General features: G+C 71.4%; 28 protein-coding genes, 1 tRNA gene and 1 other RNA gene. 14 read left to right on the forward strand and 16 right to left on the reverse strand.

The genetic code is table 11. From position 1 onward, the window contains the following. The first annotated feature begins 5 nt into the window (after positions 1 to 5). On the forward strand, positions 6 to 1145 hold the full coding sequence (locus tag IEX84_RS11620; protein WP_188872746.1) for a sensor histidine kinase: 1140 nt from the start codon (positions 6 to 8) through the stop codon (positions 1143 to 1145). 238 nt (positions 1146 to 1383) lie between these two features. Here the strand turns inward: IEX84_RS11620 and IEX84_RS11625 are convergent. Further along, positions 1384 to 1458: transfer RNA gene (locus IEX84_RS11625), tRNA-Arg, on the reverse strand. 97 nt (positions 1459 to 1555) lie between these two features. Here IEX84_RS11625 and IEX84_RS11630 point away from each other — a divergent pair. Next, positions 1556 to 2386 (forward strand): geranylgeranylglycerol-phosphate geranylgeranyltransferase, encoded by an 831-nt coding sequence (locus tag IEX84_RS11630; RefSeq protein ID WP_188872747.1) that lies wholly within the window; start codon positions 1556 to 1558, stop codon positions 2384 to 2386. A gap of 43 nt (positions 2387 to 2429) precedes the next feature. Next, positions 2430 to 2840: a CoA-binding protein gene (locus tag IEX84_RS11635; protein ID WP_188872748.1), complete on the forward strand. Its 411-nt coding sequence runs from the start codon at positions 2430 to 2432 to the stop codon at positions 2838 to 2840. A gap of 48 nt (positions 2841 to 2888) precedes the next feature. Here the strand turns inward: IEX84_RS11635 and IEX84_RS11640 are convergent, their stop codons facing one another. Next, entirely contained in the window at positions 2889 to 3164 is a 276-nt protein-coding gene (locus tag IEX84_RS11640) for a DUF5798 family protein (protein WP_188872749.1), read from the reverse strand. An 81-nt stretch (positions 3165 to 3245) separates the two neighbouring features. Here IEX84_RS11640 and ffs point away from each other — a divergent pair. Beyond that, positions 3246 to 3561: signal recognition particle sRNA (ffs, locus tag IEX84_RS11645), an RNA gene on the forward strand. Between the two features lie 21 nt (positions 3562 to 3582). Here ffs and IEX84_RS11650 read toward each other — a convergent pair. Beyond that, a complete protein-coding gene (locus tag IEX84_RS11650; RefSeq protein WP_188872750.1) occupies positions 3583 to 3786 on the reverse strand; it encodes a hypothetical protein in 204 nt (67 codons plus the stop codon). Between the two features lie 119 nt (positions 3787 to 3905). On the opposite strand from IEX84_RS11650, the gene IEX84_RS11655 reads away from it, so the two are divergent. Further along, complete coding sequence (locus tag IEX84_RS11655) at positions 3906 to 5174, forward strand: sensor histidine kinase (RefSeq protein ID WP_188872751.1); 1269 nt, start codon at positions 3906 to 3908, stop codon at positions 5172 to 5174. Positions 5175 to 5185: 11 nt separating this feature from the next. On the opposite strand, the gene IEX84_RS11660 is transcribed toward IEX84_RS11655, so the two are convergent. From IEX84_RS11660 to IEX84_RS11670, 3 genes are read right to left on the reverse strand one after another with little or no spacing between them, the layout of a single operon-like run. After that, positions 5186 to 6091 (reverse strand): mechanosensitive ion channel family protein, encoded by a 906-nt coding sequence (locus IEX84_RS11660; RefSeq protein WP_188872752.1) that lies wholly within the window; start codon positions 6089 to 6091, stop codon positions 5186 to 5188. Beyond that, complete coding sequence (locus IEX84_RS11665) at positions 6088 to 6330, reverse strand: YhbY family RNA-binding protein (protein ID WP_188872753.1); 243 nt, start codon at positions 6328 to 6330, stop codon at positions 6088 to 6090. Before IEX84_RS11665 ends, IEX84_RS11660 begins: the two co-directional genes overlap by 4 nt. Positions 6331 to 6383: 53 nt before the next feature. Further along, positions 6384 to 6659, reverse strand: coding sequence for a ribonuclease P protein component 4 (locus tag IEX84_RS11670; protein WP_188872754.1), 276 nt, complete (start codon positions 6657 to 6659; stop codon positions 6384 to 6386). A 73-nt stretch (positions 6660 to 6732) separates the two neighbouring features. Between IEX84_RS11670 and IEX84_RS11675 the strand changes: the two genes are divergently transcribed. Together IEX84_RS11675 and IEX84_RS11680 are read left to right on the forward strand one after the other, a co-directional pair. Further along, a complete protein-coding gene (locus tag IEX84_RS11675) occupies positions 6733 to 7788 on the forward strand; it encodes a glycosyltransferase family 4 protein (protein WP_188872755.1) in 1056 nt (351 codons plus the stop codon). Continuing rightward, entirely contained in the window at positions 7789 to 8907 is a 1119-nt protein-coding gene (locus tag IEX84_RS11680; protein ID WP_188872756.1) for a glycosyltransferase, read from the forward strand. It abuts the gene before it with no gap. Here the strand turns inward: IEX84_RS11680 and IEX84_RS11685 are convergent, their stop codons facing one another. From IEX84_RS11685 to IEX84_RS11700, 4 genes are read right to left on the reverse strand one after another with little or no spacing between them, the layout of a single operon-like run. Beyond that, the gene (locus IEX84_RS11685) at positions 8908 to 9315 is read right to left on the reverse strand and encodes a hypothetical protein (protein WP_188872757.1); all 408 of its coding nucleotides are present in this window, start codon (positions 9313 to 9315) and stop codon (positions 8908 to 8910) included. 53 nt (positions 9316 to 9368) lie between these two features. After that, positions 9369 to 9794: a hypothetical protein gene (locus tag IEX84_RS11690; RefSeq protein ID WP_188872758.1), complete on the reverse strand. Its 426-nt coding sequence runs from the start codon at positions 9792 to 9794 to the stop codon at positions 9369 to 9371. After that, positions 9791 to 10786, reverse strand: coding sequence for a DUF7490 domain-containing protein (locus tag IEX84_RS11695; RefSeq protein WP_188872759.1), 996 nt, complete (start codon positions 10784 to 10786; stop codon positions 9791 to 9793). Before IEX84_RS11695 ends, IEX84_RS11690 begins: the two co-directional genes overlap by 4 nt. Positions 10787 to 10827: 41 nt before the next feature. Continuing rightward, on the reverse strand, positions 10828 to 11586 hold the full coding sequence (locus IEX84_RS11700; RefSeq protein WP_188872760.1) for a DUF2797 domain-containing protein: 759 nt from the start codon (positions 11584 to 11586) through the stop codon (positions 10828 to 10830). A gap of 153 nt (positions 11587 to 11739) precedes the next feature. On the opposite strand from IEX84_RS11700, the gene IEX84_RS11705 reads away from it, so the two are divergent. Beyond that, complete coding sequence (locus IEX84_RS11705) at positions 11740 to 12600, forward strand: universal stress protein (protein WP_188872761.1); 861 nt, start codon at positions 11740 to 11742, stop codon at positions 12598 to 12600. Between the two features lie 188 nt (positions 12601 to 12788). Here the strand turns inward: IEX84_RS11705 and IEX84_RS11710 are convergent, their stop codons facing one another. The 3 genes from IEX84_RS11710 to IEX84_RS11720 are packed head-to-tail and all read right to left on the reverse strand — an operon-like array spanning position 12789 to position 15432. Further along, positions 12789 to 13580 carry an ABC transporter ATP-binding protein gene (locus IEX84_RS11710; RefSeq protein WP_188872910.1) on the reverse strand — a complete coding sequence of 264 codons (792 nt, stop codon included), beginning with the start codon at positions 13578 to 13580 and terminating at the stop codon, positions 12789 to 12791. After that, positions 13577 to 14422, reverse strand: a complete 846-nt coding sequence (locus IEX84_RS11715) for an ABC transporter permease (protein ID WP_188872762.1) — start codon at positions 14420 to 14422, stop codon at positions 13577 to 13579. Before IEX84_RS11715 ends, IEX84_RS11710 begins: the two co-directional genes overlap by 4 nt. After that, on the reverse strand, positions 14419 to 15432 hold the full coding sequence (locus IEX84_RS11720; RefSeq protein ID WP_188872763.1) for an ABC transporter substrate-binding protein: 1014 nt from the start codon (positions 15430 to 15432) through the stop codon (positions 14419 to 14421). Before IEX84_RS11720 ends, IEX84_RS11715 begins: the two co-directional genes overlap by 4 nt. A 393-nt stretch (positions 15433 to 15825) precedes the next feature. On the opposite strand from IEX84_RS11720, the gene IEX84_RS11725 reads away from it, so the two are divergent. After that, complete coding sequence (locus IEX84_RS11725; RefSeq protein ID WP_188872764.1) at positions 15826 to 16509, forward strand: SOS response-associated peptidase; 684 nt, start codon at positions 15826 to 15828, stop codon at positions 16507 to 16509. Here the strand turns inward: IEX84_RS11725 and IEX84_RS11730 are convergent. Continuing rightward, positions 16506 to 17501 carry a succinylglutamate desuccinylase/aspartoacylase family protein gene (locus tag IEX84_RS11730; RefSeq protein ID WP_188872765.1) on the reverse strand — a complete coding sequence of 332 codons (996 nt, stop codon included), beginning with the start codon at positions 17499 to 17501 and terminating at the stop codon, positions 16506 to 16508. The two genes, IEX84_RS11725 and IEX84_RS11730, sit on opposite strands and share 4 nt — an antisense overlap. Positions 17502 to 17618: 117 nt before the next feature. On the opposite strand from IEX84_RS11730, the gene IEX84_RS11735 reads away from it, so the two are divergent. Beyond that, positions 17619 to 18653 (forward strand): lysylphosphatidylglycerol synthase transmembrane domain-containing protein, encoded by a 1035-nt coding sequence (locus IEX84_RS11735; RefSeq protein WP_188872766.1) that lies wholly within the window; start codon positions 17619 to 17621, stop codon positions 18651 to 18653. Positions 18654 to 18695: 42 nt separating this feature from the next. On the opposite strand, the gene IEX84_RS11740 is transcribed toward IEX84_RS11735, so the two are convergent. Next, entirely contained in the window at positions 18696 to 19607 is a 912-nt protein-coding gene (locus IEX84_RS11740; protein WP_188872767.1) for an alkaline phosphatase family protein, read from the reverse strand. 275 nt (positions 19608 to 19882) lie between these two features. On the opposite strand from IEX84_RS11740, the gene IEX84_RS11745 reads away from it, so the two are divergent. Next, positions 19883 to 20647 (forward strand): helix-turn-helix transcriptional regulator, encoded by a 765-nt coding sequence (locus IEX84_RS11745; RefSeq protein WP_188872768.1) that lies wholly within the window; start codon positions 19883 to 19885, stop codon positions 20645 to 20647. A 34-nt stretch (positions 20648 to 20681) separates the two neighbouring features. Here the strand turns inward: IEX84_RS11745 and IEX84_RS11750 are convergent, their stop codons facing one another. Next, positions 20682 to 21251, reverse strand: a complete 570-nt coding sequence (locus IEX84_RS11750) for a hypothetical protein (RefSeq protein ID WP_188872769.1) — start codon at positions 21249 to 21251, stop codon at positions 20682 to 20684. Positions 21252 to 21373: 122 nt separating this feature from the next. On the opposite strand from IEX84_RS11750, the gene IEX84_RS11755 reads away from it, so the two are divergent. Genes IEX84_RS11755 through IEX84_RS11765 form a run of 3 tightly spaced genes read left to right on the forward strand, consistent with a single transcriptional unit; the run spans position 21374 to position 25093 of the window. Next, positions 21374 to 22261: an ABC transporter ATP-binding protein gene (locus IEX84_RS11755; RefSeq protein WP_188872770.1), complete on the forward strand. Its 888-nt coding sequence runs from the start codon at positions 21374 to 21376 to the stop codon at positions 22259 to 22261. Next, a complete protein-coding gene (locus IEX84_RS11760; protein ID WP_188872771.1) occupies positions 22258 to 24054 on the forward strand; it encodes an ABC transporter permease in 1797 nt (598 codons plus the stop codon). The genes IEX84_RS11755 and IEX84_RS11760 overlap by 4 nt, the downstream gene beginning before the upstream one ends. After that, positions 24047 to 25093, forward strand: coding sequence for an ABC transporter permease (locus IEX84_RS11765; RefSeq protein WP_188872772.1), 1047 nt, complete (start codon positions 24047 to 24049; stop codon positions 25091 to 25093). The genes IEX84_RS11760 and IEX84_RS11765 overlap by 8 nt, the downstream gene beginning before the upstream one ends. Positions 25094 to 25095: the final 2 nt, after the last annotated feature.

Raw genomic sequence — 25095 nt, forward strand, 5'->3', positions numbered from 1 at the left:
GGACCATGGACGGGGGTGAACGCGACGTGGACGCGGCGAACCGGACGGCCCGACTGGTCCCGTACGGCCTCGTCGCGCTCGGCGCACTCGCCGTCGTCGCGCTCGTCGTCGAGTGGCTCGCCTTCGGGCTGCTCGGCACCACGCCCCTGCGCCAGCTCGTCGGCGAGTTCCTCATCACGCTGGCCCTCGCGGCCGCGCTCGCGTACGGCGGCCGCTGGGTCACGACTCGGGACTACGCCACCGACCTCTACCCGCGAATCGCGCGCTGGTGTCTCGGCGGCCTCGTCGGCTTCCTCGCCATCAACCTCGCCATCATCGCCGTCTCCCCCGCCCCGACGCTCCGCGCGAACGTCGCGTGGGCGCGCGGCACCGCGACCTTCGGCGCGCTCGGCGGCCTCCTCCTCGGCATCGTCGAGGCCCGCTCCATCCAGCGCGCCCGCCGCGCCGAACGCGCCCTCGCACGCGCCGAGTACGCCGAACGCCAACAGCAGTGGTTCGACTACCTCAACGGCCTCCTCCGCCACGAGGTGCTCAACAAGACCAACGTCATCGGCGGATACGCCGCGCTCGTCGCACGGGACGTCGAGGACCCCGAACTCCGCGAGCGCCTCGACGTCATCCAGCGCAAGAGCGACGAGATGGCCGAGGTCATCGAGGACGTCCGCGTCCTCATCCACGCCACCGAGGAACCCGACGAACTCGCCACCGTCGACCTCGTCCCCGTCGTTCGGGACGCCATCGCGGACGTCCGCGACCGCCCCGAGCGCGTCCACGTCGAGGCCGACCTCCCCGCCGACGCCGCCGTCTACGCCGACGACCTCCTCCCCCGAATCTTCTCAAACATCCTCGACAACGCCGTCGAACACAGCGACACCGACGACGTCACCATCGACGTCACCGTCACCGAGCGCTCCGACGAAGTCGCCGTCACCGTCCGCGACGACGGCCCCGGCATCCCCGACGACGAGCGCGACGACCTCTTCGAGCGAAGCGACAACACCGGCAGCACGCACGGCCTCGGCCTCTACCTCGTCCGCCACCTCGCCGAGCGCTACGACGGCGACGTCGCACTCACCGAGACCGGCCCCGACGGCACCACCTTCACCGTCACCCTCCCCCGCGCCGACGTCGAAGGAGGGGGGTGACCTCCGTCGCCGAGCCGGTCGGTTTGTGCCCTGGAACGAGTGCGTGATGGGCGGTGTGAGAGACGATCATGGCAATAGTGTTTGCGAACGTAATCGCCAGACTGAGAGAGGGAGCGCAAGCTACCGTGTTTGGATCAGAACATACGTCGTTCTCGAACGAAGCTAAAGCGCCGTCTATCGGAGAATAGAGGTCTGAAACGCCGGAATCGGTTTGGCTGCGAAGCAGGCCGTCTGGGAGTGGGCGTTGCAGGATTTGAACCCGCGGCGTCTTGGTCCGAAGCCAAGTGCTCTGTCCAAGCTGAGCTAAACGCCCGCGCTCCTTCGTTCCCGGTGGTGGCGCTTAAGTCCCGCGGTTCGCGGGCCGGTCGCGACACGGGCGTTTCTTGGGGGCGGCGCGCGACTGCTCGGCCATGACTCTCGGCGCGCGGTTGCGCGGGCTCCTCGAACTCTGCCGGCCGGCGAACGCGGTCGTCTCGGGCGTGTTGACGCTCATCGGGGCGTACGTCGCGGGGCGGCCGTTCGCGCTCGCGGCGCTCGTCGCCGCGGTGGCGACGGTGTTCGCGACGGCGGCGGGGAACGCGATCAACGACTACTTCGACCGGGACATCGACGCGATCAACGACCCGGAGCGGCCGATTCCGCGCGGCGCGGTGACGCCCCGGGGCGCGCTCGCCTTCAGCGGCGTCCTCTTCGCGGGTGCGACCGTCCTCGCGCTCACTCTCCCCGCGTTCGCTATCGTGGTCGCGGTGGTGAATCTCCTCGCACTCGTCGCCTACACGAAGGTGTTCAAGGGCCTCCCGGGGGCGGGGAACGCCGTCGTCGCGTACCTCGGCGGGAGCACGTTCCTCTTCGGTGCGGCCGCGGTCGGCCGCCCCCTCGCGGCGGTCGTCCTGTTCGCGCTCGCGGCGCTCTCGACGCTCGCGCGCGAGGTCATCAAGGACGTCGAGGACGTCGCGGGCGACCGCGAGGAGGGGCTGAACACGCTCCCCATCGCGGTCGGAGAGCGCGCGGCGTGCTGGCTGGCGGCCGCGGTGCTCGCCGTCGCGGTGCTCGCCAGCCCGGTGCCGTACCTCCGCGACCTCTTCGGCGTCGCGTACCTCGCGGTCGTCGTGCCCGCGGACGTCGTGATGGCGTACGCGGGGTACGCGGCGTTCGACGACCCGGCACGCGCGCAGTCGCTCCTGAAGTACGGGATGTTCCTCGCGGCGGCGGCGTTCGTCGTCGGGCGCGCGTTCGCCTGAGCGGCGCGGCGGCTTTTTGTCGGTGGCGGCCCTGCGGGCACACATGACCGACCCCGACGACGAGACGCTCGAACGCGTCCTCGACTACGAGACCATCGCGGTCGTCGGCTGCTCGGGGACGCCCGGGAAGGCCGCCCACGACGTCCCGAACTACCTCCAGCGCCACGGCTACCACATCGTGCCGGTGAACCCGACGACCGACGAGGTGCTCGGCGAGCGCGCCTACGATACGCTCGCGGACGTTGAGGAGGAAGTCGACGTCGTAGATGTCTTCCGGCCGAGCGGGGAGGTCGCGGGGATCGTCGCCGAAGCCATCGAACGCGACGACGTGAAGGCGGTCTGGACGCAGCTCGGCATCCGCGACGACGACGCGGCGGCGCGCGCGACGGACGCGGGGCTCACCGTCGTCCAGGACCGCTGCATGAAAGTCGAACACGGTCGTTTGAAGCGCTGAGGCACTGAGGCGCGCGAACGGGCCCCGAACGGACGCGCGAGACGGGGCCTACGCGTCGGCGTCGTCCGTCTCCGCGTCCGCCCCCGGGTCGTCGAGGTCCGCGAGGGTGGCCTCGACGTCGACGCCGTTCTCCGCGGCGAGCGCCTCGACGAGCGCGCGCTGTTCGGCGAGTTCGTCCTCCAGTCGCGCGACGCGCTCGTTCGTGTCGCCGACGGTCTCGCTCATCTTCTCGACCTGCTTGCGGATGGCCTCGACGCGCTTGTAGAGTTTCTCCGCGAGGTCCGAGAGCTTGCTCACCGTGTTCGCCGTGCTCGTAAGTCCCATGGGCTCCCTTCGGTCGGCGGGGAGCAAAGGCCTTCCCCACCGGGGTAACGAAAGGCCCTTACGTCCCACCCGGTTAGAGTGGAGTGAACTAGGCCGGGCGGTTTGGCCCCGCCCCTCGCCCGCGACACGGTCATCAGCGGGGGCCGAACACCGAGGAAGTCCGACCCGCCCGGGTCGGACCCCGGAAGCCGACAGAGAAACCTCGTCCTTCGGGGGCGACGGCTCGTCGTTCGCGCGCCTGCAGGGGCGTCGCGGCGCGATTCGTCGGTGCGACCCCGTCAGGCACGGAAGTGAGCAGCGGAGCACCGGACGTCCGTCGCTCGAAGGGTCGCGGGGTGGAGGAGGCGACCGGGACTATCCGGCCCGGAACGGTCGGGCGACCTCGGCCCGTTCACCATTCATACGTCATTCTCCGTCCTCACTGCTCCAAGAGCCAGAGCCGGTAGTACGCCACCGCGAGCACCGCCGCCGGTCCGAGACAGAGCGTGAGCGCCGCCCACCGTTGACCCGTCGCCCCGATGTCGCGCCCGGCCGCGTCCCGGTAGACGTACCACGCACCCGCGACCGACGCGCCGGCGTAGACGGTGAGGGCGACGAATCGGACGAGCGGGCGCGTCAACATACTGCCCACGTCTCCTGGCCGTCACAAGTACCTCGTGGCCGTCGCCCCTCAGGGACGCGTCGCTCTCACGCCGCTTATACCGCGCGACCGCGTAGGGGGCGACCTATGGGTGGTGCTCGATGACCGAGTCGTTCGCGCCCGCGTTCTTCGAGGACGTGGTCGCAGCCGTCGGGGTCGGTGTCGTCGTCTACGACGAGCACGGATACCTCGTCTCCGTCAGCGACGCGTACGCCGCGCTGTTCGACGTCGATACCTCGGCGCTCGTCGGGACGGCGCTGTGGCGGATCGACCACGCGCTCGACCCGGAGCGCTTCGCGGCGCACTGGAACGCCGTCGACGAGGCGGGGACGCGACGCGCGGAGGCGACGCACGAGGTCGATGGCCGGTCGGTGCCCGTCACGACGGTCACGACGCACCGGAGCGTCGACGGCGACGCCTACCACTTCGTGGCGGTCACGGACCGCCGCGAGGACGAACGCCGCGAAGCCGCGATGGCGGCCCGGGACGACTACCTCGACGCGTTCGCGGCCGTCGTCACCGACGACCTCCGCGACCCGCTCGACGACGCGCAGGGCTGTATCAATCGGCTCGCGGCGGACGTCGACGACCGCGCGGAGATAGGCTTGCTCGACGGCGCACTCGACCGAATGGAGGCGCTCGTCGACAACCTCGACACCCGGGCCCGCGACGACGGCGCGCTCACCGACCCCGACCCCGTCCCAGTCGGTGAGGTCGCCACCGCGGCGTGGGTGACCGTCGACGCCCGCGGGGCGACGCTCGACCGCGCCCTCGTCGACCACGAACTCCGCGCCGACCCCACCCAACTCCAACAGCTCTTCGAGCACCTCTTTCGCAACAGCGTCGAGCATAGCTCGACTGGCCTGCGGAGCGAGTCCGCGGACAGCGTCGAACACGGCTCGACTGGCCCGCAGCAAGAAGCTGCAGACAGCGTCGAACACGGCTCGACTGGCCCGCAGCAAGAAGCTGCGGACAGCGTCGAACACGGCTCGACTGACCTGCAGCAAGAAGCTGCGGACAGCGTCGAACACGGCTCGACTGGCCCGCAGCAAGAAGCTGCGGACAGCGTCGAACACGGTTCAACGCCCGCAGAGGACGAGCGCGCGACAGCCGTGACGATCACCGTCGGCGCGCTTGCGGACGGCTTCTACGTCGCCGACGACGGCCCCGGCATCCCGGCCGAGCGACGCGAACGCGTCTTCGAGGCGGGCGTGTCGGGCGACGTGGACGGTGCCGGAATCGGTCTGCGGATCGTCGCCGAGATCGCCGACACGCACGGCTGGACGGTCACGCTGACGGAGAGTGCGGCCGGCGGCGCGCGCTTCGAGTTCCGCGCCGAGGAGTCCGAAACGCGCGAGCGGGCGCCGTAGTACCGCTCGCGCTACTCGCGGTGGCCGGCGGCGAGGTCGCCCGCGACGTCGAGTTCGCCTTCGAGGGTGCGCGTCGGGTACGGGATGTCGATTCCCTCCGCGTCGAAGCGCTCCTTCACGTTCTGGACGTACTCGCCGCGGGTCTGCACGAAGTCCGCGCGCGAGGGGTCCGCGATCCAAAAGCGACTCTTCAGGCCGACGTAGGAGTCACCGAGTTCGGTGAGACGCACCGAGACGCCCGGATCGTCCATGATGCCGTCGTGCTTCTCGGCCTCCTCGACGATTATCTCGGTCGCCTTGTCGATGTCGTCGTCGTAGCCGATGCCGAAGAGGAACTGGACGCGGAGTTTGTCCTTGGCGACCGGGTTCTTGATGACGCCGTCCGTGAGGTTCGAGTTCGGGACGGTGAGGAGTTCGTTGTCGAAGGTGCGAACGCGGGTGACGCGGAGGCTGATGTCCTCGACGACGCCCGAGTTGCCGTCCCACTCGATCCAGTCGCCGATGCGGAACGGCTTGTCCGTGTAGATGAAGACGCCCGCGACGAAGTTCGCCAGGACGTCCTGCATGGCGAACCCGATGGCGAGCGTCGCGGCCGCGGCGACCGTCGCCAGCGCCGTCAGGATGTTGCCGTAGCCCGCAAAGGCGAACGCGACGCCGATGGCGACGGCGACGATCCCGATGGAGACCACCTTCTGGAGCGGGCTCTTCGCGTGCCTGTCGAGCCCGCGCCGGTCCATCACGCGGCTCGCGACCGGCGCGACCGTCACCTTCCCGAGGACGTAGAGGCCGACGGCGACGACGACGAACGTGACGGCCGCGCCGATGGCCGCCGCGTAGCTCGGCGCGAGCCCCGCGCCCTGGAGCCAGCTCCCGACGAAGCCGCTCGCCCCGCCGGCCTGCAGCGGGAGGGCGCTCATCGCGTGTACACCGCCGTGTTCCCCCGCGTCTCCACGAGGTCGGCGTTCACGGCGTCGCACAGCTCCTCCGCGAGCTCCTCGGTCGTCGTCCCGCCGCGCGACGAGCGGAGGAACTTCACTTTCACGACGTCGCGGTCCGCGAGCTGGTCGTCGAGCTCGTCCACGACCGCCTCGACGCCCCCCTTTCCGACCCAGACGGTCACGTCCGCCTCGTGGGCCTTCGTGCGTAGATCAGCCATACGTCCCCGCTAACTCGCGGCGACGGTTTGAATCTATTGTCCCCGACCGGGGCTCAGTAGGGGTGGCGCGCCTGCGCGCCGCAGTCGCACGTCGTGACGACGTGGCCGTCCCGCAACCGGGTGCGGGCGTTCCGACCCGGGACGAGGTAGGCGTCGCAGTCGTCGCAGGTGAACCGGACGAGTTCGCGCGGGAGGCGCAGGCGGTTGCGTTCGGCGATCCGGCGGGCGAGCCGGACGTACTCGCGCGCGCGGTCGCCCTCGCCGTCGCGCGCGGCGGCCGCCGCCAGCGACGCCAACCGGTCGATTCGCTCCGCGGCGATTCCGCTCACACGCCTCCTCGGGGCCCGACGGGGCAAAGCGTTTCGATACACCTTTTCGCCCCCGGACCATCGACGCCACCCGATGCGCGCGCTCAACTACCTGGAGCTGGCGGGCCCGCTCGAACGCAGCGGGATCGCCACCGCCGCACGCCAGCAGCACGCCGCGCTCGCCCCGACCGACGTCGCGGTCCGAACGCGGCCGTGGGCGGGCGACGGCCCCCTCGACACCGCCGTCTCGCTCGCGCGCGGCGACGGCGTCTTCGCTGACGTCGACCTCGCGCACTGCCACCTCTTCGGACCGGGGTCGGTCGCCGTCGCGCGCCACGCCCGCCGCACCGACACCCCGCTCGTCCTCCACGCGCACACGCTCCGCGAGAACACGATGGGGAGCTGGCGCGGCGTCGAACTCCTCGCCGACCCCCTGGAGCGCTACCTCCGGTGGTTCTACTCGCTCGCCGACCTCGTCATCGCGCCCTCGCGGTACGCGAAGGAGCGCCTCGAAACCTACCCCATCGACGCCCCCGTGGACGTGCTGACGAACGGCGTCGACCTCGACTCCCTCGACGGGGTTGACGAGTACCGCGACCCCTACCGGGAGCGCTTCGACCTGGAGGGAACGGTCGTCTTCACGGTCGGCAACGTCTTCGAGCGCAAGGGGCTCACGACGTTCTGCGAGCTCGCGGGGCGCACCGACTACGAGTTCGTCTGGTTCGGCCCGTACGACACCGGCCCACACGCCTCCGAGTCGGTCAAGCGCTGGGTGAACGACCCCCCGGAGAGCGTCACGTTCACGGGGTGGGTCGACGACAAACGCGGCGCGTTCGGCGCGGGCGACATCTTCATCTTCCCGACGAAGAGCGAGACGCAGGGGCTCGTCGCCCTGGAGGCGATGGCCTGCGGGAAGGCCTGTATCCTCAGCGACCTCCCGGTCTTCCGCGAGTACTTCACGGACGGCGAGGACTGTCTCCTCTGCGCGGACGAGGCCGAGTACGTCGACGCCATCGAGCGCCTCGCGGCCGACCCCGAACTCCGCGCCGAACTCGGCGCGAACGCCCGCGAGACGGCGCGCGAACACTCGCTGGACCGCGTCGGCGAGGAGCTCGCCGGCATCTACCACGACCTCGTCGGGGCGACCTGAATGGCCGACCCCGACCTCCCCGCCGTCGCGGCGTTCACCGACACCTACCTCCCGACGGTCAACGGCGCGACGTACACCGTCCGCACGTGGCGCGAGCGCTGGCAGGCCCGGGGCGGCCGGATGGACGTCGTCTACCCTGACGCCGACTACGACCCCGACCCCGGCGAACACCCCGTCGCCAGCGTCGACTTCCCCTTCTACGAGGGGTACCGCCTCGCCGCCCCGCACGTCCCGCGCGGCGTCGTGACGCCCGACGTCGTCCACGCCCACTCGCCGTTCGCGGTCGGCGTCGCGGGCTACCGCTACGCCCGCCGTCACGACGCACCCTTCGTCGTCTCCTACCACACGCCGACGAGCGAGTACGTCGAGTACGTCGCACCCGACGCGCTCGTCTCGCCCCTGGAGCGCGTCAGCGCCGCGTGGGAGCGGTGGTTCCTCGACCGCGCGGACCTCGTGCTCGCGCCGAGCGAGCGCACCCGCGAGCGCGTCCGCGACCTCGGCGTCTCGGCGCCGGCCGAGGCGCTCCCGAACGGCGTCGACGTCGATTTCTTCGCGCCCGCGGGCGACGACGCCGTCGCGGACTTCCGCGCGCGCCACGACCTCGGGAGCGGGCCGCTCGTCGGCTACACCGGCCGGCACGGCTACGAGAAGCGCCTCGCGGACCTCGTGGACGCCGCCGCCGCCCTCGACGCGACGCTCGTCCTCGGCGGCGACGGGCCCGCCCGCGACGACCTCGCGGCCCGCGCCCGCGAGCGCGGCGTCGACGCGCGCTTCCTCGGCTTCCTCCCCCGCGAGGAACTCCCCGCGTTCTACAGCGCGCTCGACGTCTTCGCGTTCCCGAGCCCCGTCGAGACGCAGGGGCTCGTCGCTCTGGAGGCGAACGCCTGCGGGACGCCGGTCGTCGGTGCGGACGCCGGCGCGCTCACCGAGACCGTCGACGACGGCGAGACGGGCTATCACTACCCGGCCGGCGACGTCGCGGCGTTCCGCGACGCGATTCGGCGCGCGCTCGACGAACGCGAGGCGCTCGCGGCGACGTGTCTCGACAGGCGTGAAGAAGTGAGTGTTTCGCGGGCCGTCGAGCGTCTCGCGGCGGTCTACGGCCGCCTGCTCGACTAGTTAGTCGCGGTCTTCGAGCGCGTTCGCGATGCGGTCGAGCTTGTTGTTCGTGCGCTCGACCTCCTTGCGGAGCTCCTCGAGTTCGCGGCCGATCTTCTTCTGCGCGCCCGAGTCGCCCTCCTCGCCGCGACCGCCGGGACCGCGGCCACCGGGACCGCCGCCCATGCCGCCGGGGCCGCCGCCGCCCATCATACCGCCCATCATCTGCGCGAACGGGTTGCCGCCGCCACCGCCGCCCATGCCGCCGGGGCCGCCCTCGCCGCCCATCCGCTCTTCGAGTTCCTCGCGGCGGGAGGCGCCCTCGCCGTCCTCGCGCTCCTCTCGCTCCGCGCGAATCTCCTCGACGCGCTCGCGGAAGGACTTCGTCTCCTCCTCTCCCTCGTCCTCGGTGGGTTCGTCGTCTGCCATGCCCGCCGTTTCGCGTGACGGCGTGAAAAGCCCTGTGTCCTCGCGCCCCGCCCTCAGAACGCGTCCGTCCCGCGCGCGAGGCGGGCGACGACGGCCGCCGCGAGCAGGAGGACGACGAGGTCGAACGCCGCCTCGTACAGCGGTCGGTAGCGTGGCTCGACCCACTGGGAGATGAGCGTGCCGATAGCGCCGTAGAGCGAGACGCACGCGACGAGCGCGACGAGCCCCGCGATGCCGATGCCGAGCAACCGCGCCCAGCGACGCAGCGAGTCGTCGTCGGTCCCCGCGGTGCGCTCACCCCCGGTGGACTCCGGTGCGGCGGTCGCGTCCCCACTCGCCTCGGTCCCCGTTCCGGTGTTCGCGTTCATGGCTGTCTCCTCCGCGTCGGTGTCCTCGCTTTCTTCCGTTCGCGCCGCCGCGTTCGCGTCGCGCTCTCCCTCCGGTTCGCCGGTCGCCTCGGGACTCCGGTCGTCGCTCACGCCGACCACCGCCGTGCGAGGAGGGCGACGGCTCCGAGCGCCGCGAGCGCCGCGGGGACGCCGAAGCCGGGCGAGCTTCCCGACCGCGTCGACGTGGTCGTCGGCGGGCCGCCGCCGCTTCCGCCCTCGAAATCGCCGACGTCGAGCGCGACGTCCTCGCGGGTCTCGTTCACGCTGATGGAACGCGACGGGTCGAGGTTCGCCGCGGCGGTCGTCGTGTCGATGAGCACGCCGTCCTTCCAGAGGACCGCGTCGACGTAGTAGTTGTAGCCCGCGGGGACGTCGAGCGTCGCGTCCGGCGTCACCGTCCGCCCCGACGCCACGTCCGCGACGTCCACGGTCGCGCGGTCCGCGACGAGGTTCGACTCGGCCTGCCGGGCGACGTACTCGACGCGCACGGGTTCGCTCTCCCCGCCCGCGTTCGTCACGTACGCCGCGACGTCGAGCGTCGTCCGGTCCGCGCCGGTCTCGCGCACGCCGACGCGCACCGTCGGCATCGCGTCGCCCTCGAAGTCGTGGAAGCGCACGGAACTGCGCGCGTAGTCGGGGACGAGCGCGCCGACGCCGCGCACGGTTCGGTGGCCCGCGGCGACGCGACTCCCGTTCTCGTACACCGCGGTTTCGAGGCGGTAGCCGCCCTCGCGGGCGACCGCGAGGGACAGCGTCGTCTCGTGTTCGCCGTCGCCGCTGAGCGTCCCGAGCGACGCGCGCTCGCTCGTCTCGACGAAACCGGTCTCGGTGTCGACGGCGCGCGTGCGGACGGTGACGTTCCGCGCGGGGCCGCCCCCGTGCGTGAGGTAGTTCGTCACGTCGAGTGTGGCGGTGTCGCCCGCGACGTGCGACGGCGAGACGGTCATCTCCGTGTACGCCACGTACGACGGGGGCCGGTCCGGCTCGGGGGGCGCGACGGCACCGGGGACGGCGAACGCCGCGACGACGGCGAGCGCGACGAGCGCCGCGGCCGCGGCGAGGAGGGCTCGTTCGACGTTCACGGCCGGGAACTCTCACCCGCCCGATAAGTGTCTTCGGGTGCTCAGGCGAACGCTCCGAGGCTCGCCTGGAGGTCGCGCTCCTCGTCCTCTTCTCGGACTTCGTGGCCGACGAGGTCGCGGAGGTCGACCGCGTACACCGTCCCCGCGCGTTCGAGGCAGAGCACGCGCCCCCGCGCGCCGACGACCGTCCCCGAAGCGAGCACCTCTGGAACGGGTCGGCTGTCGAGGGCGAGTCCGTAGTCGAAGGCGTAGGTGTCGAGCGGGTCGAAGTCGGCGAGCGCGTCGCGCCACGCGCCCTCGTCCATCGCCGCGGCGAGGCCGTCGACCTTCGTCGGGACGCGGACGCGGTCCGGGAAGCGCCCGGCGAGGCCCGCCTCGCGCTCGCGGGCGATCCGGCCGTTCTCGACGGTGTCGAGGTGCGCGGCTCGGTCCGCGCCCTGCTCGCGCAGGCGGGTTTCGAGTCGCCACGCGCGCGTCACGCCGACCTTCACGACGTCGGGCGCGAACCCCGCGAGGTAGAGCGCGTGCGCCTCGTGGCAGTCCATCTCCGCCTTGAGGCAGTCGCCGCGACACTTCGCGCACACCCACGTCGAGGTGTGCTGGGGGCAGTAGGGCGCGTCGGCGTTCGCGCACGCGACGTGGCCGTCGTCCGTGACCGTCCCCGCACAGCGCCGCTCGCCGAGCGCGTACGCGAGGTCGCGTCCGGGGTCGAGGGCGACGCGCGTCACCGCGCCGTCGTCGGCGAGCAGGAGGCTCGCGGGGCCGTGCTGGTCGCGCGGACGGTAGCCGACGAACTGCACGCCCGGCGGTACGTGGGCGCGCCGTATAGCCGTCTCGTTCGCTCTCGGGTGCCGGACAGACCGCCACGCGATGTCCCTGCCGCGCGATACGCCGGTCACGCCGCCCGATTCCGGGGGAACGGTTTAGGGTCTGTCAACCCTACCCACGAACGTATGTACGACTCGATACTCCTCCCCGTCGACGGGAGCGACCACGCGGAGATCGTCCAGCGCCACGCCGCGGAACTCGCCCAGTGGGCCGACGCGACCGTCGAACTCCTCTACGTCGCGGACACGACGCGGGACAGCGTCACCGTCCTCGGCGACGACGTGATCGACGCGCTCGTCCGCTACGGCGAGGAGGTCGTCGCGGAGGCCGGGGAAGCTCTCGACTCCCACGGCGTCGACTATCGGACCGCGGTCGTCCAGGGCCGACCCGCCGAGGCCATCGTCGAGCAGGCCGCCGAGGGCGACCACGACCTCGTCGTCATGCCCACGCACGGCCGCACCGGCGTCTCGCGCTTCTTCCTCGGGAGTGTCACGGAGTCCGTCGTCCGCGACGCCGACGTCCCGGTGCTCACCGCGCGGAGCCGCGACGAGCGCTACGACTTCCCCTACGAGCGCCTGCTCGTCCCGACGGACGGGAGCGCGACCGCGAACGCGGCCGTCGACCACGCCCTCGACCTCGCCGAGTCGATGGACGCCGCCGTCGACGTCCTCTCCGTCGTGAACGAGGCGTCGCTCGGCCTCGACACCCGCTCGACCGTGATTCTCGACGAACTCGAAGCGCAGGCCGACGAGGCCGTCGGCGACGTCGTCGCGCGGGCCGAAGGACTCGGTATCGAAGCCCGCGGCCACGTCGCGCGCGGTTCGCCGCCCGAGGCTATCACCGCGCGCGTCGACACCGTGGACGCCGACGCCGTCGTCATGGGGACGACCGGCCGGAGCGGTCTCGACCGCGTCCTCCTCGGGAGCGTCACCGAACGAACCGTCCGGAGCGCCGACGTGCCCGTCCTGACGGTCCGCGAGGAGTAAGCGCACCTACCCTCTCTCACCCCCTCGCACTTCTTCGCGCGCCTCCGCCGACCGGATGGTCTCGCGCGCGACGCCCGGAAGTTACGAACGATACGAATCTTTCACGAGTTCTCGTTAGTGCAGTCAGAGATCGAATTAATCAGTAGCATTTAGTCTAGTCCGAACTCGTTGGAAAATGGTCGGTCTAACTATTCAATACGGGCTCGAACACCCTCGACCGCAGCCGCGAATTCCGGGTCGGTGCGTTCGCGCGGTCGCGAGATATCGACGTCGAAGTCGCCGACGACGCCGTCCGAGCCGGCGCCGAGGACGACGACGCGGTCGGCGAGCGTCACGGCCTCCTCGATCTCGTGGGTGACGAACACCACGGTCTTGCCCGTCTCCCGCCAGATGTCGAGGAGTTCGGCCTGCAGGCGGTCGCGGGTCTGCGCGTCGATGCTGCCGAACGGCTCGTCCATCAGGAGGACCTCCGGGTCCACGGCGAGCGCGCGGGCGACGGCGACGCGCTGTTTCATCCCGCCGGAGAGCTCCTTCGGGTAGGCGTCCTCGAAGCCGCCGAGGCCGACGAGTTCGACGAGGTCCGCGACGCGCGCCGCGCAGTCCGCGCAGTCGCAGACCGGGCGGTCGAGGCCGAACCGGACGTTCTCCTCGACCGTCTTCCACGGGAAGAGGTTGTACTCCTGGAAGACCATGCCGCGGTCGACGCCGGGTCCGGTCACGCGCGACCCGCCGACACTGATCGTTCCGTCTGTCGGGGATTCTAGGCCGGCGAGGAGGCGGAGGAGCGTCGTCTTCCCGCAGCCCGAGGGGCCGACGAGGCAGACGAACTCGCCACGCTCGACCGCGAGCGAGACGTCGCGGAGCGGCTGCGTGGTCTGCCGGCCCTCGTATCGCTTCGACACGCCGTCGACGCGGACCGCCGCCGTATCGTCGGTTGCCGCCGCATCGTCGGCGTCGGCTCCGCCATCACTCCCGGTCATGGCCGCCACGCGAGCCACCTCCGTTCGGCCGCGGCGTACGTCGAGTCGACGCAGATGTAGACTGCGCTGATGACGAGCATGTACGCCATGCTCCGGGCCATGTCGAGGTTGTTCGACGCGTTGATTATCTCGTAGCCGACGCCGGGCGCGCCGAAGAGCTCCGCGCCGACGACGATCATGAGACACCGACCGATGCTCGTGCGGAAGCCGTTGACGACCGATGGGAGCGCGGCGGGGAGGACGACGTGGCGGAGCATCCCGGCGTGCGTCCGGACGCCGAGCGTGGCCCCGACCTCCTTGTAGCCCTCGTGGACGCCGTCCACGCCGGAGTAGGCGGCGTAGTAGTTGATCCAGAGCGCGCCGACGCCGACGATGAACGCCGCGCCGGCGTGTCCGATGCCGAGCCAGACGATCGCGAACGCGATCCACGCGAGTTCCGGAATGGGGCGGAGGACGCGAATGACGGGAGTGACAGTGGCGTCGACGCGCGGCGAGTAGCCGACGAGCAGGCCGGTGGCGACTCCGACGAACGCGCCGGCGAGGAGCCCGGGGACGAGGTGGAAGAGCGTCTGCGCGAGTCGCGTCAGCGCGCGCGGGAGGTCGACCGCGCCGCCGATCCCGGGAACGGCGAGGGGCGCGTCGGTCGTGAACTCGGTCGCGAGCGCGCCAAGGACGGTCAGCGGGCCGGGGAGGAGGTAGTCGGGGTGGACGACCGACGCGGCGGCCGTCCAGACCGCGAGGAAACCGACGACCCCGGCGATAGCGCAGGCGACGCGGTTAACCGACTCGTCGCGGCCGACGTCGGGTTCGAAGTCGAACGAGAGGCGGGTTCCGAAGCTCATGCGACGTCGTCGTAGACGGAGAAGTCGAACAGTTCGTCCGCGCTCATCTCCCCGCTGATGTTCCCGACGTCGGCGACGAACGTCGACATCGCCACCGACTGGTCGGCGATGTCGTGGGGGTTCGCGAGGAAGTCGGACGCCTTCGACGCCATCGCGCGTTCCGCGAGGTCCGCGTCGAGGTCGAGGACGGCGGCGGCGTCCGTCGCCGCACTCGCTGGGTCGTCACGGATCGCGTTCGTCGCCCGCACGTGCTGTTCGACGAAGTCGCGTTTGAGCGAGTCGGAGACGCGGTTCGAGACGAAGGAGACGGTGACGGGGTGGCCGGGGAGGACGTTCCCGGACCACTCGATCTGTCGGTAGCCGTCGATGCCCGCGACGAGCGTGGCGTACGGCTCCTGCACGGTCGTCCCCGTGATGTCTCTGGACTGCGCCGTTTGCGGGGCCTTCGCCGGGGGGACCTTCGGTTTGTCGACGAGGTCCTCGGTCTGCCCGGCGTCGAGGTCCTTCTCCAGCCAGTACCGCGTGAGGGTGTCGGGGACGGAGCCGTCGGGCGCGGTCCCCCAGACGGGCTTCGACCCGCGGTCGTCCGCGTAGCGCTCGAAGGCGTCCGCGCCCTGTTCGTCGTAGCGGTCGGCGAAGTCGTCGGTCGCGACCATCTCGAAGCCGTTCCGGGAGTTCGCCGCGAGAACGTCGGCGTTCACACCCTTGTCGGTGAGGACCATCGAGGGGGTGACGCCGAAGAGTCCAACGTCGATATCGCCGGCGGCGAACGCTTTCACTGCAGCGGGGCCCGAGGCGAACTTCGTCGTCGACACCTCCGCGTCGAGGCCGTCGTAGTACCCCCGCTGGGTCATTACGAAATACTGCATATTCGAGTAGATCGGCACCCACCCGACGTGCATCGATTCCGTGCCTCCGCCCGAGGACGTCCCACCGCTCACGCATCCCGCGAGCGCCGTAATCCCCGCTCCTGTCGCCGCTATCATCTCGCGTCGTGATACTGAGACCATTCGGTGTTAACAAAAATATCTACCTAGATATTAGAAGTTACTATTTCTATTGGGGAGTTTAATAACCTTCTCGTAGCGTTGATACTCACAGCAAACGAGCCCTGTAGATTCGTTCCGGGTTTGCCCCTCGGAGAGGCGTCGCTATTCTAGTTGTTGAGTTTTATCATTCAATGACAACTTTTGAGAGGTGACGCCGTTATTCTACGGCTGAATCGCCTATTTTTACTGGTTGATTCGACTAAGGCACCGCAAAACTGACCGATCTCGTGAACACGAGAACTCTCATTCGCAACTCCACGACGGCGATTTCGTATCGCCAAATGCAGTATATGACCGGCGGCGCGCGGCTCCGCGACAGCGGTCGTTAAGGACCCGCGTCGCCACGTTCCACGCATGTGCGGCCGCTACGCCCTGTTCAGCGACCCCGAGACGCTCGCCCGGCGCTTCGACGTCGAGACGGCGGGCTACGAGCCGACGTACAACGCCGCGCCGTCGCAGTCGCCCCCCGTAATCGCGGACGACGACCCCAGCGTCCTCCAAGCCTTCCAGTGGGGGCTCGTGCCGCCGTGGGCGGACGACGCGAGCCCGGGGCCGATCAACGCCCGCGTCGAGACGGCACACGAGAAACCGACGTTCGCGGAGAGCCTCGCGGAGCGGCGCTGTCTCGTCCCCTGCGACGGCTTCTACGAGTGGCGCGAGGAGGACGGAACGAAACGCCCCTACTACTTCCACCGGCCGGACGGCGAGCCGTTCGCCATGGCGGGCATCTGGGCGACGTACGAACCCGAGACGAAGCAGACGGGCCTCGACGCCTTCGGTTCGGACGCCGCGCCGGAGCGCGAGGCCGACCCCGTGCGCTCCTTCGCGGTTCTGACGCGTGACGCCACCGGCACCGTCGCCGACTACCACCACCGCGAATCCGTCATCCTCGCGCCCGAGGCGGAGTCGCGGTGGCTCTCCCCGTCGTACGAGGACGTCTTGGAGCGCGAGAACGACGCCGGGCTCGTCGCACGCCCCGTCTCGCGGGCGGTGAACGACCCGGCGAACGACCGGCCCGACCTCCTCAAGTCGGTTTAGCTCGCGGCCTCGATGGCCGCGCGGGTCTCCTCGTCGACGCTGACGAGGTGACAGACCGGGTGGCCGGGCTGGGCGACCGGGTTCTGGAGGAGGCCGACGACGAGGCCGGTGAAGGGCGCGCGAACGACGTGTTCCTCGGTGCCGAAGTGGTCGTGGACGGTGCAGATGGCCTCGCCGCCCTCGACGACGCTCGCGCGCTCGACGTGGAGGTCGACGAGGCCGCCGGCGTCCGAGCGCACCCACGCCTTCTCCGTGCGCGCGTTGACGACGCGTCGCCACGTCGGCGAGAGGCGCTCGCCGTCGTACATCCCGAGGTCGGTGAGGACGCTCTCGATGCCGGCGCTCGCGCGCTCGACGTGCGGGCGCTGGAAGCGGTGGGCCTCCCCCATCTCGACGGTGATGGTCGGCGTCCCCCGGTTCGTGCAGGAGGACCGGATGGAGTTGTCCTCCTCGCCGATGCCCGCGAGCACGACGTTCGCACCGAACGCCTCCGCGAGGCGGGCCGCGCCGTCGTGCTCCGTCTGCGCGCGGACGTGGAACATCGTGGTCCGCCCGCGCGTGGACGTGTGGAGGTCGACGCCGTAGTCGCACCACGAGAAGAGCCCCGTGTAGAGTTCGTTGGCGATGCGCTGGGCGGGGGTCGAGCGCTCGTTGCCGGGAAAGGAGCGGTTCAGGTCCTGGTCGTATATCGGCAGGTAGCGCTGTTGGGCGAGGTAGCCCGGCGGGTTCACCACGTGGACGACGAGGAGCGTCCCCGCGAGGTCGCTCGGGTCGTATCGCGCGGCGACGTCGTGGGCGACCTTCACGCCGTTGAGCTCGTCGCCGTGGACGGCCGCGGAGACGAAGACGCTCGGGCCGTCGCGCTCGCCGTTCACGACCGTCACCGGCACGCGGATGGGGTCGCCGAGGAACGTCTCGCTGATCGCGTAGCGCGTGTGTCGGACCTCGCCGGGCGGCACGCGGCCACCGCCGTACTCGAAGGTGTCGGCCATGTGTGGGCCGACGCGCGCCGCCCACTTATCGCGGTCGTAAACCGCTAGACGCTATACACAATCCGGCGCACGCCGCCGAGCCGTGAGTTTCACGTCCCCCATCCCCGAAGGGCGGGCATGCTCGACACCCGCCGCCGTGCGGCCGTCGTCGGCTTCCTCGTCGCGGCGCTCGTCCTCGCCGGCCTCTTCTGGTACGTCGGTGCGGGGGCGGTCGCCGCGGAACTCGCGGACGCCGACCTCGGCCTGATCGCGCTCGTCGGCGTGACGGCGCTCGCGTGGCTCGGCGCGTGGGCGCTCGTCCTCCGCCTCGTCGTCGGCGCGGTCGGCCCGACGCTCCCCTACGGCGACTCCGTCCTCGTCTACGCGGCCGCGTCGTTCGCCAACAACGTCACGCCGTTCGGGCAGGCCGGCGGCGAACCGATAACCGCGCTCGTCATCTCCTCCGTCGCGGACGTCGAATACGAGCGCGGGCTGGCCGCCATCGCCAGCACGGACGCGCTCAACTTCGTCCCGTCCGTGCTGTTCGCGCTCCTCGGCGTCGCCTACTACGCGACGACCGCCGGCCTCCCGGGTCGCCTCGGGTCGCTGGCGACGGTCGTCCTCGCGCTCGCCGTCCTCGCGCCCGCCGCGTTCGTGCTCGGCTGGCGCTACCGCTATCGGCTCGAAACCGGCCTCGTCGCGGTCCTCGGTCCGGCGCTCGCGCGGCTGAGCGCGGTCCCGTGGCTCCCCGTGCCGACGCCCGACGGCCTCGAACGCCGCGTCGAGGGCTTTTTCGGCGCCGTCGAGCGCGTGGCGACCAGCCCGCGTCGGCTCGCGCTCGCGGTCTGTTGTTCGGCGGCCGGGTGGCTCTTTCAGTCCCTCGGCCTCTGGGTCGCCTTCCGGGCCTTTGGCGTCACGATTCCGTTCTACGTCGCGCTGTTCGTCGTCCCGCTCGGGACGGTGGCGAGCGCGACGCCGACGCCCGGCGGCCTCGGTGCAATCGAGGCCGTCCACGTCCTGTTGCTCACCGTGGCGACGTCGCTGCCCGCCGCGACGATAACCGCGGTCGTCACCGTCCACCGCGTCGGCGGCTTCCTCCTCATGACGTCGATCGGCGGCGGCGCGAGCGCATACCTCGTCGCGACGGGCCGCGCCGTGCTCACCGAGGCGTAGCGGGGCGACGCTCGGCGTGGCTCCGTGAGGTGTTCCTCACGCTCAGCGATAGCCGAGCGCTTCGAGGCGGGCGGCGACGTCGTCCGCCGCGGCTTCCCCGCCGTCGGTCGCGTGGTCGGTCGCCGGCCGGTAGTCGCCCGTGTCGGTCGCGTCCGTCACGCACCACGGGACCTCGCGGAGCTCCGGCGTCGAGGCGCCCCCGACGTGTCCGTAGAGGTGGCGTTCGCCGAGCGCGTTGCCGTGGTCCGCGGTGACGGCGACGCGCTCGGCGTCGAGGTTCCGGGTGAGCAGGCGCACCTCCTCCAGGACGTATTCGAGGTTCTCGACGTAGGCCGCCCAGACGTCCGCGGGGTCGCGTCGCCCGTATCGCAGTTCCTCCCAGACGGAGAGCGACTCGCGGCCGAAGCGCTCCAGCGAGACGCCGTCGCCCTCGCCGCGGGGCACCGACGGGAAGTGCGGTTGCATGTAGTGGACGACGAGGCGTTCGGCGTCGCGCTCGCGGCCGGCGGTGATCGCCCGGTCGGTTATCGGGCGCGCGGGGACGGTGCCGAGGTCGTCGTCCCAGCCGTACTCCCAGACCTCGTCGACGAACGCGAACGCGTCGTGTGCGACGTACTCGTCGGAGTACGGGTTGCCCGTGACGTAACCGACCTCGCCGAGCGTCTCCCGCGACGCCGCGCCGAACGTGTTCGTGAGCCACTCGCTCGACGTCGCGCCGGCCGATTCCACGGTCCCCCGACGCTCCAGCCACTCGTGGTCGTCCTCGACGGCCGACATCAGGTCCGCCCGACAGGCGTCGAGCACGACGAGGACGTCCCAGTCGCGTCCGAGGACGTCGACGCCGTCCGTGCGGCGGCCGTAGGTGTAGTACGCCCGGGAGAGGAGTTCCAACACGACGCCCGGCCCGCCGTGCCGGAGCGCGCGGACGCCCTCCCGGAGGGCGCTATCGCTCATACCTCTACTGCCGTGACGCCGGTAAAAAAGCCGCCGAACTCCGTCTCGAAGGTCGCCCCGACGGCCACCGTGCGGTGACCGCGGCGCGACTCAGAGGCACAACCGGTGGAAGCCACCGGCACGTACCGAGTGGGTCGGCCCGGTGTTTAACCCACCTGTTGCGGCGACTCGCGGAGAACAATACTCGGTGATAAATCTTGTTTGTACTTATATGCGAACGGCCTGCCTCAATCGTACCAACGCGCTTATACGCCGCGAACGCACCACCGGAGCGTATGGCCGGCGACCCCGAACGGTTCGCACGCCTCCTCGTCGACCGTGCGCCGTTCCTCCGGACGCTGGCCGACGGCGCGGTCTCGAAGCGCGTGCTCGCCGACGCACACGACGTCTCGCGCTCCACCGTCGACCGCGCGGTCCGCGACCTCGAAACGGTCGGGGCCGTCGAGCGCCGCGACGGCACCGTCGCGCTCACGCTCGTCGGGCGACTCGGGCTCGCCGCACACGACACCTTCCGCGCCGACGTCGACGCGCTCGCGGGTGCCGCGGCTCTCTCCACCCTCCCCGCCACCGCCTCCGTCACGCTCGACGTCGTCCGCGGTGCCGAAGTCGTCGACGCCGACCCCGAGACCCCACACCGCCCCGTCTCCGTGCTGACCGACCTCCTCGCGGAGTCGGTCCACGTCGAACTGTACGCCACGCGCGTCCTCCCCGAGGTGATGGACACGCTCCGTCGGCGCGTCGGCGCGGGCCTCGTCCTCGACGCCTACGTCGTCCCCGACGTCCTCGACGCCCTCTTCGTCGACTTCCGCGAGCCCGTCGAGGCCATCCTCGCCTCGGAGACGGTCGCGCTCTTCGAGGCCGCACCGACCTACCCCTTCGGCCTCGTCCTCTGTTACCTCCCGGACGGCAGGCGAATCGTCGCCCTCGTCTGCGGCGAACGCGGCGTCTCGCTCCTCCTCGTCAACGACAACCGCGACGCCCTCGCGTGGGCGCGCGAGCGTCTCGACCGCGTCGCCGCCTCCGCCCGGACCCTGCGCTGACCGCCGGACGCGACGCTGACGTCGACGCCGGCGCCTACGTCCGGAGCGTCGCGGCCTCGTACGTCCGCTCGACGCGGTACTCGACGTCCGCGAGCCGCGTCGCCGACCAGACGCCGAGGTCGACCGTCGCGTCGTCGTCCACCCCGCCCGGCACGACCGTCAGGTGTTCGCCCGACCGCAGCACGGGCCGGAGCTCGTCGTACACGCGCTCGCCGTCCACCGCGACCGCGATGCGCGCGTCGATGGCGGGACCGGCCCCGACGTTGCTGGCGACGACCGCGCCGCCGCGCGTTTCGAGGACGATTTCGGGGGCGGCGTCGGCGCGCCGTGTCCGACGCTGCTCGACGTTCCCCCAGACGAGCGTCAGCGCGTACCAGACGGTCGCGAGCACGACGTAGAGCGCGAACAGCAGGCGGGTCCGGCCCGCCGCGACGGCGCCCGTGAGGTACGCGACGAAGGTCAACCCGACCGAGAGGCCGAAGGCGACGACGCCCGCCGCGAGGACGACCGACCGCCCGACGAGCCGCCGGACGCGCGTCCCGTAGCCGCGAAAGCCGACTTCCGACTCGCCGCTCGGCGACCAATCGAAGGGGAGCGAGGACATCGTCGGGGGCGTGTGAGCGCGAGGCACTACGGTCCACCGGTCGCGCCCACCCCGCTCGCCCCGACGCCCGCGACGCCGCGGTCGCCGTAACGCCCTTGTCGGTGCCGGCCGCGCGGACGTACGTGCTCTCCGTCTCCGGTCTCACGAAAACCTACGGCGACGTCGAGGCCGTCCGCGGCATCGACTTCGAGGTCGCCGACGGCGAGGTGTTCGGCCTCGTCGGCCCGAACGGCGCGGGCAAGACGTCGACGCTCAAGACCCTCGCCGGCCTGCTCGAACCCACGTCGGGCGAGGTGGTCGTGAACGGCTACGACGCCGGCGACCCCGAGATGCGCCGGACGCTCGGCTTCCTCCCCGAGGAGTCCCCGCTCTACGAGGACATGACGCCGCGCTCCTATCTCCGTTTCTTCGCCGACCTCTACGACGTCGACCGGGAGACGGCGGACGAGCGGATCGCCGCCGCGCTCGACCGCCTCGACCTCGACGCGCGCGACCGGCCCGTCGGGGACTTCTCGAAGGGGATGAAGCGGAAGGTCGCCATCGCGCGCTCGCTCGTCAACGACCCGGACGTCCTCGTCTACGACGAACCCGCCTCCGGGCTCGACCCGACGACGACGAACGTCGTCATCGAGTTCACGCGCGACCTCGCCGCGCAGGGCAAGACCATCGTCTTCAGCGCCCACGACCTCCACCACGTCGAATCCGTCTGCGACCGCGTCGCCATCGTCTCCGACGGCCGGATAGCCGCCAAGGGGACGCTCGACGAGATACGCAGCGCGCACGGCCGCGTCGAGTACCGCGCCTTCACGGACGTCGAGGTGCCGGGCGCGGAGCGCGTCGAGGCGGAACGCGGGGACCGGGCGCGCTATCGGGTGCGCGTCGACTCGATGGCCGCCGTCGACGACGTCCGCGAGCGCGCCCGGGCGGCCGGCGGCGACGTCGTCGACATCCGGACGCGCGAATCGACGCTGGAGGACGTCTTCCTCGCCGTCACCGGGGGCGCGGAGTGAACCCGCGACGCGTCCTCCGAATCGCGCGCTGGGAGGCCGGGCGCAACGCCGGGACGGTCGACCGCCGCACCGCGATCCTCCTCGCCTGCACGGTCCTGGTCGTCGCCCTCGTCGCCCCCGCGCTCGTGTTGTACGCGCCGACGCCCGGCGAGGGCGTCTACCGCGTCGCGGTCGACGACGCGAACCCCTACCACGCGCCCGTCGCCGCGAACGACCGGCTCAGCGTCGTCCCGCCGGGCGCGGACGCCGTCGAGCGCGGCCGCGCGGACGTCGCCGTCGTCGGCACCGGCGGCTTCGTCGTCGCCGACAGCGAGAAGGGCCGCGCCGCGCTCGCCACCCTGCGGAGCGCCACCGAAGCGTACAACGACCGGCTGATGGCGACCGAGCGCGACGTCGCCGCGGCCTTCCCCGTGACGGTCGACGTCTCGTACGTCGAGCGCGGCACGCGCGTCGTCGGCGGCTCCGACGGCGGCACCGCGAGCGACGGGACGAGCGACGACGGGGCCGGCGCGGGCGCGGACGATGGTGGTGCGACCACCGACGGCGACACCGGTGCGACCGAGTCCGGCACGACGACCGGGAGCGGGGCCGGGAACGGTGCGTCCGCCCCCGAGGCGACGCCGAGCGCCGGCGGCGACGCGAGCGCACCCGCGAACACGCCCGGCGGGCTCACGCCGCCGTTCCCGCTGGAGTCGCTGTTGCTCGCGTTCGTCTTCGTCCTCCCGCTGAACGTCGTCATCCAGTCCTACGGGTCGAGCGTGCTCGACGAGCGGATCGACCGCCGGGGCGAACCCCTGCTCGTCTCGCCGGCGACGCGCGCCGACATCGTCGTCGGGAAGGCCCTCCCCTACCTCGCGGCGGCCGCGCTCGTCACCGTCCCCATCGCGTACGCGGTCGGGGCGGGCGTCCCGGCCGTCCTCGCCGTCCTCCCGCTCGCCGGACTCTTCCTCGGCGTCACCTTCCTCGGCGCGCTCTTCGCGCGCTCCTACAAGGAGCTCACGTTCGTCACGGTCACCGTGACGGTCGTCCTGATGGCCTACGCCTTCGTCCCCGCCGTCTTCACCGAGGTCCACCCCATCGCGGCCATCAGCCCGCTCTCCGTCGTCGTCCGCGACATCCGCGGCGACCCCTTCCAACTCGGGGGCTTCCTCCTCGCCACCGTCCCGGTCGCCACCGCCGCCGTCGTCTGCTACGGCCTCGGCCTCGGCGTCTACCGCGAGGAGGACCTCTTCACGCAGAAGCGCCTCCCGGCGAAGGCCCTCGACGCGCTCGCCGCGCCGCTCTCGTCCGTCCGGCGCGTCGGTCTGCTCACCGTGGCGCTCGTCCCCTTCGTTCTCATCGCCGAGCTGTTCGCCGTCGCGGCGCTGTTCGTCGCGCCGCCCGACCTCGCCGTGCCGCTCGTCCTCGCGCTCGTCGCCGTCATCGAGGAGGTTGCGAAGAGCGTCCACGTCTACGCGGGGTTCGCGAACGCCCGCTTCGAGCGCTCGACGCGGACGGCGCTCGCGCTCGGCGTCGCCTCCGGCGTCGGCTTCTTCCTCGGCGAGAAACTGCTCCTCCTGACGCGCCTCGTCGGCCTCCCCGACCTCACCGTCGGCGGCGCGGCGTTCGGCAACGCGGAGCTCGGCGCGGGGTCGCTCGCGCTCCTCGTCGCCCCGCTCCTCTTGCACGTCGTCACCGCCTCGGTGTCGGCGCTCGGGGCGCGCCGGAGCGCCAGGGGGTACGCGCTCGCCCTCGCCGGGGCGGTCCTCCTCCACCTCGGCTACAACTACACGGTGGTGAGCACCCTTGGATAGCCGCCTCGTCCTCGCGCGCCGCGAACTCGCCTCGCTGCGTCGCGAGAAGACAATCGTGCTCGCGCTCGCCATCCAGCTGTTCGTCGCGGCGTTCTCCTCCGTCCTCGTCGTCGGCCTCGTGAGCCTCTACGCGCCCGGGGCCGCGGGCGGCGCCGTCGCCGTCGACGTCGGCGTGACGGGCGACGCCGCCGGCGACCTCGGCCCCGTCGTCGAGCGCGGCGACGCGATGCACGCGACCTACTACGAGCGCGAGTCGGCGGCCCGCGCGGGCTTCCAGGACGGCGAGGTCGACGCCGTCCTCGTCGCCGACCGCCTCGACAGCGGGCGCACGCACGTCGACGCGACCGTCCCCGACGGCTCGTTCGCCACCACGGTCGTCGTGAGCCGGCTGAAGACCGCGCTCTCGCGCTACGAGCGCCAGCGCCGCGCGGCGCTCTCGACGCGCCTCGACTACCAGCCGCTCGACCTCCCGCCAGAGCGCGGCGGCAGCACGTACCACGGCTTCACGTACACGGTTCTCATCCCGGCGCTCGTCTTCCTCCCGGCGTTCATCAGCGGCTCCATCGCCGCCGACAGCGTCGCCGAGGAGCGCGAGCGCAAGACGTGGGACCTCCTGCGGAGCGCGCCGCTCTCCGTCCCCGAAATCGTCGACGGGAAGGCGCTCGCGTTCGTCGCCATCGCGCCCGCGCAGGTCGCGTGTTGGTTCGCGTTCCTCGCGCTCAACGGCACGCCGATTCACGGCCCCGTCGCGGCGCTCGGCTTCGTCACGGCGCTCACGGGCCTCCTCGTCGTCGGCGGCATCGCCGCGGCGCTCGCCGTCCCGAAACACCGCGAGGCCCAGCTCGTCTACTCCTTCGGCGCGCTCGGGGCGTTCGGCGCGGCGAGCCTCCTCCCCGAGAGCCCGCAGAACGTCGTCGCCAAACTCGCCATCGGCTCGCCGACGCTCGCGACGTGGCTCACGCTCGCGGGCGCGCTCGTCCTCGGGGTCGCCGGCTACGCCGCCATCCGCACCGCCGCCGGCCGGGTGGCGAACACCTGAAC

Source organism: Halarchaeum rubridurum (genome assembly GCF_014647115.1).
In the GTDB taxonomy this organism is placed as follows: domain Archaea; phylum Halobacteriota; class Halobacteria; order Halobacteriales; family Halobacteriaceae; genus Halarchaeum; species Halarchaeum rubridurum.

Bases quoted from the DNA above. Each gene is read 5' to 3' on its own strand.
- IEX84_RS11710 (WP_188872910.1), bottom strand. From the start codon at position 13,580: ATGACCGGGAGTGATGGCGGAGCCGACGCCGACGATGCGGCGGCAACC.
- IEX84_RS11685 (WP_188872757.1), bottom strand. From the start codon at position 9,315: ATGGCAGACGACGAACCCACCGAGGACGAGGGAGAGGAGGAGACGAAG.
- IEX84_RS11680 (WP_188872756.1), top strand. From the start codon at position 7,789: ATGGCCGACCCCGACCTCCCCGCCGTCGCGGCGTTCACCGACACCTAC.
- IEX84_RS11650 (WP_188872750.1), bottom strand. From the start codon at position 3,786: ATGTTGACGCGCCCGCTCGTCCGATTCGTCGCCCTCACCGTCTACGCC.
- IEX84_RS11655 (WP_188872751.1), top strand. From the start codon at position 3,906: ATGACCGAGTCGTTCGCGCCCGCGTTCTTCGAGGACGTGGTCGCAGCC.
- IEX84_RS11640 (WP_188872749.1), bottom strand. From the start codon at position 3,164: ATGGGACTTACGAGCACGGCGAACACGGTGAGCAAGCTCTCGGACCTC.
- IEX84_RS11665 (WP_188872753.1), bottom strand. From the start codon at position 6,330: ATGGCTGATCTACGCACGAAGGCCCACGAGGCGGACGTGACCGTCTGG.
- IEX84_RS11720 (WP_188872763.1), bottom strand. From the start codon at position 15,432: ATGGTCTCAGTATCACGACGCGAGATGATAGCGGCGACAGGAGCGGGG.
- IEX84_RS11705 (WP_188872761.1), top strand. From the start codon at position 11,740: ATGTACGACTCGATACTCCTCCCCGTCGACGGGAGCGACCACGCGGAG.
- IEX84_RS11730 (WP_188872765.1), bottom strand. From the start codon at position 17,501: ATGGCCGACACCTTCGAGTACGGCGGTGGCCGCGTGCCGCCCGGCGAG.
- IEX84_RS11745 (WP_188872768.1), top strand. From the start codon at position 19,883: ATGGCCGGCGACCCCGAACGGTTCGCACGCCTCCTCGTCGACCGTGCG.
- IEX84_RS11715 (WP_188872762.1), bottom strand. From the start codon at position 14,422: ATGAGCTTCGGAACCCGCCTCTCGTTCGACTTCGAACCCGACGTCGGC.
- IEX84_RS11660 (WP_188872752.1), bottom strand. From the start codon at position 6,091: ATGAGCGCCCTCCCGCTGCAGGCCGGCGGGGCGAGCGGCTTCGTCGGG.
- IEX84_RS11630 (WP_188872747.1), top strand. From the start codon at position 1,556: ATGACTCTCGGCGCGCGGTTGCGCGGGCTCCTCGAACTCTGCCGGCCG.
- IEX84_RS11725 (WP_188872764.1), top strand. From the start codon at position 15,826: ATGTGCGGCCGCTACGCCCTGTTCAGCGACCCCGAGACGCTCGCCCGG.
- IEX84_RS11735 (WP_188872766.1), top strand. From the start codon at position 17,619: ATGCTCGACACCCGCCGCCGTGCGGCCGTCGTCGGCTTCCTCGTCGCG.
- IEX84_RS11740 (WP_188872767.1), bottom strand. From the start codon at position 19,607: ATGAGCGATAGCGCCCTCCGGGAGGGCGTCCGCGCGCTCCGGCACGGC.
- IEX84_RS11675 (WP_188872755.1), top strand. From the start codon at position 6,733: ATGCGCGCGCTCAACTACCTGGAGCTGGCGGGCCCGCTCGAACGCAGC.
- IEX84_RS11635 (WP_188872748.1), top strand. From the start codon at position 2,430: ATGACCGACCCCGACGACGAGACGCTCGAACGCGTCCTCGACTACGAG.
- IEX84_RS11620 (WP_188872746.1), top strand. From the start codon at position 6: ATGGACGGGGGTGAACGCGACGTGGACGCGGCGAACCGGACGGCCCGA.
- IEX84_RS11750 (WP_188872769.1), bottom strand. From the start codon at position 21,251: ATGTCCTCGCTCCCCTTCGATTGGTCGCCGAGCGGCGAGTCGGAAGTC.